This window comes from Nocardia sp. NPDC051463 (assembly GCF_040681975.1).
Taxonomy (GTDB): domain Bacteria; phylum Actinomycetota; class Actinomycetes; order Mycobacteriales; family Mycobacteriaceae; genus Nocardia.
Genome location: NZ_JBFBAB010000017.1, coordinates 135,482 through 143,754 on the forward strand (window position 1 = coordinate 135,482; position 8,273 = coordinate 143,754).

The following is an 8,273-nucleotide window of genomic DNA, read 5'->3' on the forward strand; positions in this document are numbered from 1 at the left end:
GGGCTGCCGCGACACTGCCCAGCTGGTCCTGGGTGATAGTCGTTGCGAACATTCTCATTGTCGGACGGTCAGTAGATATTGGAGGGCCGAACGAGCCCCTCCACCAGATCCCCGAACCCCGGTGCCGGCCATCAGTCAACGATCGGTCGCCCCTGTCGCAACGACGCGTCCAGTCTCCGTAACAGCTCTCCCACACGGCGGCCACCACTCGGGGCGGGAGGGTAACGTGTCAGGACACTCACCACGATCGGGCCGGCCAGACCTCTCGCCTTTTCGAGGTAGTCGACGCCGATGTCAGGTTCGTCGGCGGCATCGAGCTCGAGCGCTCGAGCCGCGTGTGCGGCGGCTCCGAGGATGTGCAAGACCTGAGTGGCTTTTGCCAATGGGTGCAGGTACGCGGCCGCTCCCGCGTGACCGGCCGCGCGCGCGGCGTCGACTGCCGCTTCATGTTCCCTGTCCCGAGCTGCCCTTGCGGCCCGGTGCGCGTCCAGTGCTGTCACGCGCAGCACCTTCGTCCGCTTGCCCCCAGCGGCGAACTTGCGCGCCTCGTCGAGCACGGCTCTGGGGCGCCGATCGTCCGAACAGTCCCGCTCGAAGATCACCAAAGCCGGCGCTGCGCAGGCCACGGCATAGCCGGTAATCTCGCGCAGTTCAGCCATGCTGAGTTCGATCATCAGATTCGCGTCGGCCATATTCATGTCATTAAACAATATCGTTGAATCAACCGTTGAGACTCTCTAATAATACTGTCAGGACAATTGGCCAAAACCTTCAAGGCGACCTACCGTAGTGACGCCGTCACCACCTACATCGACTCGGCCGTCAGCCGCTGTTGGTGACCGCGACACCAACAGCGGACCGATGCCGACCTCGGCGGGCATCCCCCTGTGACACTCAGTGATTCGTGAAGGATGACGACCAGAGGCCATCCCATCAGCCCTCTCCGGATCCCGCGAGCGAGATATCAGACCCTGAAGGCTGCGCGTAGCAACGATCTGGATCCCGTTGCGGGAGTTCGTCTTCGGACACGTCAGCCAATTCGCGGCGGATATCGACCCTCTCGGCTTTACTTGCTGTCATGTCTTCCATGTCCACGTCCACATCCGCCGCCGTCGGAGGGATGCCCCCGATGGTCACAGGCCGCCTGCGCAATACCAAACACTTTGTTACCGACCCGATTACGTTTCTCTCCGACTCTATGGCCCAGCACGGCAACGTCTTTCGATTCCAGCTGGTCAACGGGAGCATGGTCGGGGTCACCCATGCCCACCACATCAAGTACATCTTGCAGGAACGCATGGCGAACTTCACCCGCGAGACCCAGTTGTACGACATCTTGGAACTGTTCGCGGGGCGCGGACTGGCGACCATCGCCGACCACAACCGGTGGCGACGCAACCGACGGCTCGTCCAACCCGCCTTTCACCACAAGAAGATCAGTGCGCTCAGCGAGATCATGGTGACCGAGATCGACTCCATGTGTGACGAGTGGGCCGAACATGCCCGCGCCGGACGGACGATCAACATCGGCGAGCAGATGAGCCACCTCACGTTGCGGATCGTGGTGCGGGCGCTGTTCGGATTGGATCCACACGGCCCAGAGGTCACCGGCTTCGCCCGCGCGGCACAGAGTGTGAATGCCGAATTGGGGAAGTTCGTGCGGATGCCCTTGATCCCCTTGAAATTTCCGACGCCGAGCCACCGCCGGTTCTGGCGGGCGGTCGGCGAGATGGATGCCATCGTCTACACGGTGATCAACGAGCTGCGCGACAGTGACAGTGATGGCCTGCTGTCTATGCTCATGAATGCCACGGAAGCCGATACCAACTCGAAACTCACCGACAGGGAGCTGCGCGACGAGGTCATCACCATGCTCTTCGCCGGTCACGAGACCAGTTCCTCGGCCCTGACTTCAGCCATGCTGCTGCTGCAAGTGCATCCGGAAGCGCGTCAGCGGCTGTGCGATGACGTTGACGACGTGTTGTCCGACGGACGCGCCACCATGACCGACCTACCCGCGCTGCCCTACAGCAAGCAGGTCCTGGAAGAGGCGTTGCGGCTCAAGCCGCCGATTTGGATGGGGCAACGTCGCGCCGACCAGGACGATGAGATCGGCGGCTACCACATCCCGGCGGGCACGCCGGTGATGTTCAGCTACTACCACGCCCACCGCAACCCCGAGTGCTGGGACCAGCCCGACACCTTCGACCCAGACCGCTTCACCCCCGACGCGGTCGCCGCCCGTGACCGAAACGTGTACCTGCCCTTCGGCGCGGGTGGACACCTCTGCATCGGCAACACGTTCGCGATGATGGAGATGCAGCTGGCGCTCTCGACCATCGTCAGGCGGTTCGAGCTGACCATCCAGAACCCGGACCTCACCCCGACTTCCGCGCTAACCCTCAACACCAAGTACCCGGTCATCGCAACGCTGACCGAACGGCGATAACGCTTCGAACGCCCGCCACCCGCAACGGGTACTCCTACGAGGCGAACCGGATGGCGCAGGACCGCGCGCCAACCCGGCTGCGGCGTTTCTCTACGCAGAGGCCGGGTCTGGATCCTCACCGAGGACCCCGACGGTGGGCAATTCACCGAGGACGGGCCGCTGATGTCGACAGCCGAGCTAGCCGACGCCGTCAGCACAGCCGTCGATAACGCCGACCCGGTTTCTGGCCGGCGTGGGTCAGAGGCTTTCAACGTTCGGCTGGTCTTTGCCCGGTCCGCCGCGTCTCCGCTGGTGGCTCGCCGAACGCGACCGCACACCAGCGGTTTCGTGCTGGTCGAAGGTATCGCGGAAGACGGCATCGTGGTCGTCGCAGAGCTCGACTCGGGAAACGAGATCCTGGCCGCCGGGCTGCGGACCATGTCCGACGTCGCGATCCTCGACATCGAGCTGCCCGTGCTGGACGGGCTGTCCGTCGACCCGAACAGTTGAGTACAACGCTGGACGACAGCGTCACGGTGGTGCGTCGCCGAGAACATGCAGGAGGTCCTCGAATTCCGCGGTCGGCAGATGTTGGTGCCGTTGTCGGTTTGCGTGATGTGAGCGGCCGAACCGAGCCGACTTCGATTCCATCGGCACACCGCCTACGCTGAGATCTGCACCTTCCTCCATGAATACCTCACCGCCACTTACCAATCGGAGCATCCTCGGTGAAACGTGCCACGGCCGCTCGGCTGTCGCCCGACTTCTATCGTCTGTGGGGCTCGTTCACCATCAGCCAGATCGGCAGCGCCCTCGGCGCAGGCGCCCTACCATTGATCGCCATCCTGGTGTTGCACGCCTCGAACATGCAGGTATCGCTGATGGCGGCACTCTCCGGGATCGCCGGCGCCGCTATCGCGTTCCCATTGGGATCGTTCATCGAGTTCCACCGTAAGCGGCCGGTCATGGTTTACGCCGATCTCGCATCTTTCGCCGCGCTCGCCAGTATTCCGTTGGCGGCGTGGCTCAGGGTCTTGACCTACGCGCAACTCTGCGCAGTCCTCACGGTCCAAACGCTGTGCGGCATCGTATTCAACGCCGCCAGCGGTGCCTCCGTGAAATCACTGATCCCGCGACCACAGCGCATCCGCGCGAACAGCCGCTTCGAGACAACCTTCTGGACCGCATCCACTCTAGGCCCGCCGGCAGGCGGCGCACTGATCTCGATGCTCGGCGCAACCGCCACGATCGCCATCGACGCAACCAGCTACCTGCTGTCCGCGCTCGGGATCCGCAGTATCGACACCGCTGAACCCGAACCCGTCCACGACAAGTCCGAACATCACTGGATCGAGGATATCCGCGGCGGATGGACCTACATCTTCGCGGACCCGATGTTGCGCCACCTGTTCTGGAATGCCATGGTCTTCGGTGGGTCACTCATGCTGACCACACCACTGGTCGCCCTTCTCCTGCTCCGCGAACTCGGCTTCGCACCGTGGCAATACGGCCTCGCCCTCGGCTTGCCGGGCCTCGGCGGGCTGATCGGATCTCTGTGCGCACCGCGGTTTGTCACCCTCTTCAGTGAACCAGCGGTGCTGCTCGGATTCGGTACCCTACGCACATGTTGGGTGGGCTTGCTGCTGGCGGCAGACTCGGATGCGCTCGGCCTGGTCCTGATCACGGTCGCTGAAACACTGCTGCTGTTCTGTGCGGGTGTCTTCAACCCTGTCTTTGCGACTTACCGCATGAACTGCACCGCGGCCGACCATATGGCCCGTGTCGGCACAGCCTGGTCTATCAGCGCGAAATGTTTCCAGCCTGCGTTCATCGCACTCGGTGGAGTCGTAGCGGCGGCGACCAGCACTCGGGTCGCGATCGGCTGCGCCGCCATCACACTGCTTGCCAGCTCCGGACTGCTTCCTTGGCGCGAATTATGGTCGACTGCACGCGAACGAGATGAGGCCCAGATCGTTGCCGCTCGCGACGATTCAGTGTGAACACGGGACCAATAACTGTCGAAATAAGGCGTCGTCGTCTCCACGCCATCGCTCAGATATTTGGCCTGCAATACCGCCCCCGGACTCGCATACCTGCGGACCCGGTGTGATCGGTGCCTGGCATCCCGCACCGAAACATGCAAAGAGAAGCAATACCGCGAAGTAGATCGCGGCGGCAGCAACAAGTACGGCGATGGCATTGCTCCATGTCGAGCTGCTGTCACCTGGGCCGTACTGGCGGACCGCCCTCTTGACCGACAGGGTATGTCATGGCAATCGCGGCGACCCCCGCCGCGATAATCCACAGCCACGGACTTCGCAAGCGCAATGCTAGTTCACCCCGCGTGAGACGCATGGCAGTCTGCGGCCCCACCTCGAAACGCAGGACCATCGCTCCCGCATGGTCCCGAAACATCGAGCTGCCAAAAGGATTCATAAGCCCCTTGCTGCAGAACTCCCCGATCCTGCATTCCATACGCACCCTCGAACGGCTATGTTCGCAAGGTCGCCAGGCACGACAACCGCTCACCCGGCCACGACCACCCTGCCCCTGCGGGATTCCGGAATAACCCCATCAACCTTCCCGGAGTACTAGCCGTGTGAACTCGCCCATTGATGATCAGAGCGGCTGGAGCCGGGCGTGTAGGAGGCAGAATTCGTTGCCTTCCGGGTCGGCCAGGACATGCCAGTTGTCGGTGCTGGTCTGGCCGACGTCGACGGTGCCGGCGCCGAGAGCGAGCAGCCGTTCCAGCTCGGCGTCCTGGTCGCGGTCGGTGGGGTTGACGTCGATGTGCAGTCGGAGCTTCCCGGTCCGCGGGGCGCTGCTGGGGATGAGGATCATGGTGGGCTGCGGGCCGCCGAAGCCGGCAGCGGGCGGCCCGATCTCGATGCTTCCGTCGTCCTCTCGGCCGAGTTCGACGTAGCCGAGGACCTTGCCCCAGAATTCGGCAAGCCGGTCAGGGTCGGCGGCGTCGATGACCAGCTCACTGATGCGGCATGCCATGCCCGTCAGTGTATCGAAACCATCCGGTACGGACGCTCTCCCAAGTCGCCCTCCGAGAGACATTACCGCCGTTGCCGTTCGAACAACGCGGTCACCGCCATCGCACGCTCCAGACCCGGAGCTCGCACGCCCATGCCCGGCATCGGCTGGTGGTCACGTTGTCGAATGCAGATCGGTGTCCGCCGCACAGGGCACCGCTGACCGCCGCCGCGGGCTGGCCTGCCGCCGGTACGCGTACACGTTGCAACACCCTGCGGGGCTGTCCTATTCGCAGCGAGGCCCTCCGGTCGTGGTCGGCCGAGATCCCCTCGTGCCGGTCTGGGCGAGCGAAGCGGAATCCGGTCAGCCCACGACGACATGGCAGGTGTCGAACAGACTGCACGCCCACCCCACGTGTGTCGGTGGGTATCGGTAGCGTCGAGTGTTGTGGAAACTGGGGAACATATCCAAGAGCTCGCCGACCGCATTGCGACGCTGCGTGACGCCTACTATCAGGGCTCGCCGCTGGTCGCGGACGCCGAGTACGACGCAATCGAGGACGAGCTACGTGGCCTGATCGAGACGCACCCCGACCTCACGCCTGACCCGAATCCGTTGGAGCAGGTCGGTGCGCCCGCAGTGCTGCACGCCCCGATCCGGCACTCGCGTCCGATGCTGTCACTCGAGAAGGCCACCAAGCCTGAGCAGGTCGCGGCGTTCTTCAACCGCTTCCTCGGCCAGTCGGTGGTGGTGATGCCGAAGCTCGATGGCTTGTCCCTGGCCCTGGTTTTCGAGGACGGGCGGCTGGTGCGTGCCGTGACCCGAGGTGATGGCACCACCGGTGACGACGTGACTGTGCTGGTCCGAGCGTTGGTCGATGGCGTCCCCGATCGGATCGACGTGCCGGGACGAGTGGAGGTGCGTGGCGAGGCAGTGATGCTGCGTTCGACCTTCCTCACCTACAACACGGCACATCCGGACAAGCCGCTGATCAATCCGCGCAACGCCGCGGCCGGCACGCTGCGGGCGAAGGACCCTGCCACGGTCTCCGAGCGGCGCTTGCAGTTCTTCGGCTTCGACTTGGATACCTCTGCCGGTGACGCTGCGGTCGACCTCGGGGAGGGGTTGCGGACACTGGGAGTCGCGGGCGCGCAAATGCGGCTCTGCGCCGACGCCGAGCAGGCGCAGGCGGCGATCACCGCGATCGAGCAAGGTCGCAACCAGCTGGACTACGACCTCGACGGTGCGGTACTGCGGCTGGCCGACCGCGATGCCTACGCGGCGGCCGGGACTCGGTCGAACTCCCCACGTGGCGCGCTGGCGTTCAAGTTCGCCGCCGAGGAAAAGACCACGTTGCTGGCCGAGGTGGTCTGGGACGTCGGCAAGACAGGCAAGATCGTCCCGGTCGCGTGGCTGGAGCCGGTGTTCGTCGGCGGCACGACTGTCACGAAGGCGACGCTGGCCAACCAAGAAGTGATCCGCGCCCGCGACATCAAGGTCGGTGACACGGTGCTGGTGCGCCGTGCGGGTGACGTGATCCCGTTCGTGGCGGGCGTGCTCGACGCCTCCAAGCGCACTGGTGAGGAGCGTGAGATCGTGCCGCCCACCGCCTGCCCCTCGTGCGAGCAGCAGGTGACCGAACAGGGCAACAGCCGGGAACTGTTCTGTACCAACGTCTCGTGCCCCGCGCAGACGGTGCGCCGGCTGATCCACTGGGCGTCGCGGGCGGCGGCGGACATCGACGCCATCGGGCAGGTGTGGATCGAACGCCTTGCCGAGGCAGGCGTCCTGGAGCGCCCGTCGGACTTCTACACGCTGACAAAAGAGCGCCTGCTCGAGTTCGACCGTATCGGCGAGGTCTCGGCCGCGCGCATGATCGACTCGATCGATGCCAGTCGCCAGGTCGGTCTGCGCCGCGCACTGATCGGCCTGGCGATCCCGATGGCCTCCGACGGCACCGCCGCCCGCCTGGCCCGGGCGGGATTCGGCTCCCTGGAAGAGGTCGCCGACGCAGGCGAGGAACGGCTCGTGGCGGTGGAGGACATCGGACCGAAGGTCGCCGCCTCCTTGGTCGCGCACCTCACTCGCCTGCGTCCGGAACTCGAGCGGCTGCGAGAGGCAGGCGTCTGCCTGGACGTGCGCGAGGAAGACCTTCCCCCGGTCGTTGCGGCCGGCGCGCCCCTGAAAGGCAAATCGGTGGTGATCACCGGCGCGATCAGCGACCCACGCTCCGGCGAGAAGGTCGCCCGCCCGACTTTCCAACGCCTGTGTGAGCAGGCGGGCGCGACGGCGGCGTCCTCGGTCTCGGCGAACACCGACCTGCTCATCACCGGCGCGGGAGTCGGTGAGAGCAAGCTGACCAAAGCGGAGAAGCTCGGCATCGAGGTCGTCGACCAGGGCGAGATCTGGAACCTGCTGATCGCCGCTAAGGTCATCTAGACCTCGGCGCACCCGAAACATGCCGAAATGACTCGTAGCCTTGTTTTCTCGACCGCCGACCGGTTCGGCCACCGGCACTCACCAATATCCAGACAGCCGATTATTGTGGGGCCGAACTGGGCAGAGAACTCGAGGTTCACGCACTCGTCGGTATGAGCACGCACTACCCGCGGTCGTGCGACACCCGAGATGATCTCTGCTCGTTCATCTTCGAGCCCGCCATGTGGCCGTTTCGAACCGTGCCCACAGTGGAATTGCAGGATGACCTGAGCCGCAGCAGTTTCTGGCCGTGTGAGTGGCGACGGGTCGGCTGGTGTGTTGCTGGCCGATCGTGGTGTCAGTGGAGGTGTCAGGTGTGTGTCAGGTCGGTGTCAGTCGGTCCGGCGAGGGTGTGTACATCGAACACAGCGACCGGCACCGACAC

The 8,273-nt window shown here is 64.6% G+C and carries 6 protein-coding genes; 4 read left to right on the forward strand and 2 right to left on the reverse strand.

Annotation, left to right across the window (positions count from 1 at the left end):
- Window positions 1-131: 131 nt before the first annotated feature.
- The gene (locus AB0M74_RS22295) at window positions 132-698 is read right to left on the reverse strand and encodes a putative immunity protein (protein WP_366528184.1); all 567 of its coding nucleotides are present in this window, start codon (window positions 696-698) and stop codon (window positions 132-134) included.
- 431 nt (window positions 699-1,129) lie between these two features.
- Here AB0M74_RS22295 and AB0M74_RS22300 point away from each other — a divergent pair, with 431 nt between their 5' ends.
- From AB0M74_RS22300 to AB0M74_RS22310, 3 genes are all read left to right on the forward strand, one after another.
- Window positions 1,130-2,449, forward strand: a complete 1,320-nt coding sequence (locus AB0M74_RS22300; protein ID WP_366528185.1) for a cytochrome P450 — start codon at window positions 1,130-1,132, stop codon at window positions 2,447-2,449.
- Window positions 2,450-2,611: 162 nt separating this feature from the next.
- Complete coding sequence (locus AB0M74_RS22305; RefSeq protein ID WP_366528186.1) at window positions 2,612-2,938, forward strand: hypothetical protein; 327 nt, start codon at window positions 2,612-2,614, stop codon at window positions 2,936-2,938.
- A 218-nt stretch (window positions 2,939-3,156) separates the two neighbouring features.
- Complete coding sequence (locus AB0M74_RS22310; RefSeq protein WP_366528187.1) at window positions 3,157-4,428, forward strand: MFS transporter; 1,272 nt, start codon at window positions 3,157-3,159, stop codon at window positions 4,426-4,428.
- A gap of 619 nt (window positions 4,429-5,047) precedes the next feature.
- On the opposite strand, the gene AB0M74_RS22315 is transcribed toward AB0M74_RS22310, so the two are convergent.
- Window positions 5,048-5,431 (reverse strand): VOC family protein, encoded by a 384-nt coding sequence (locus AB0M74_RS22315; RefSeq protein ID WP_366528188.1) that lies wholly within the window; start codon window positions 5,429-5,431, stop codon window positions 5,048-5,050.
- Window positions 5,432-5,857: 426 nt separating this feature from the next.
- Between AB0M74_RS22315 and ligA the strand changes: the two genes are divergently transcribed.
- Window positions 5,858-7,849: an NAD-dependent DNA ligase LigA gene (ligA, locus tag AB0M74_RS22320; protein WP_366528189.1), complete on the forward strand. Its 1,992-nt coding sequence runs from the start codon at window positions 5,858-5,860 to the stop codon at window positions 7,847-7,849.
- Window positions 7,850-8,273 lie beyond the last annotated feature (424 nt).

What these genes read in the sequence shown, in the direction of transcription:
- AB0M74_RS22295 (WP_366528184.1), bottom strand. Translation starts at nt 698, where the DNA reads ATGAATATGGCCGACGCGAATCTGATGATCGAACTCAGCATGGCTGAA.
- AB0M74_RS22300 (WP_366528185.1), top strand. Translation starts at nt 1,130, where the DNA reads ATGGTCACAGGCCGCCTGCGCAATACCAAACACTTTGTTACCGACCCG.
- AB0M74_RS22305 (WP_366528186.1), top strand. Translation starts at nt 2,612, where the DNA reads ATGTCGACAGCCGAGCTAGCCGACGCCGTCAGCACAGCCGTCGATAAC.
- AB0M74_RS22315 (WP_366528188.1), bottom strand. Translation starts at nt 5,431, where the DNA reads ATGGCATGCCGCATCAGTGAGCTGGTCATCGACGCCGCCGACCCTGAC.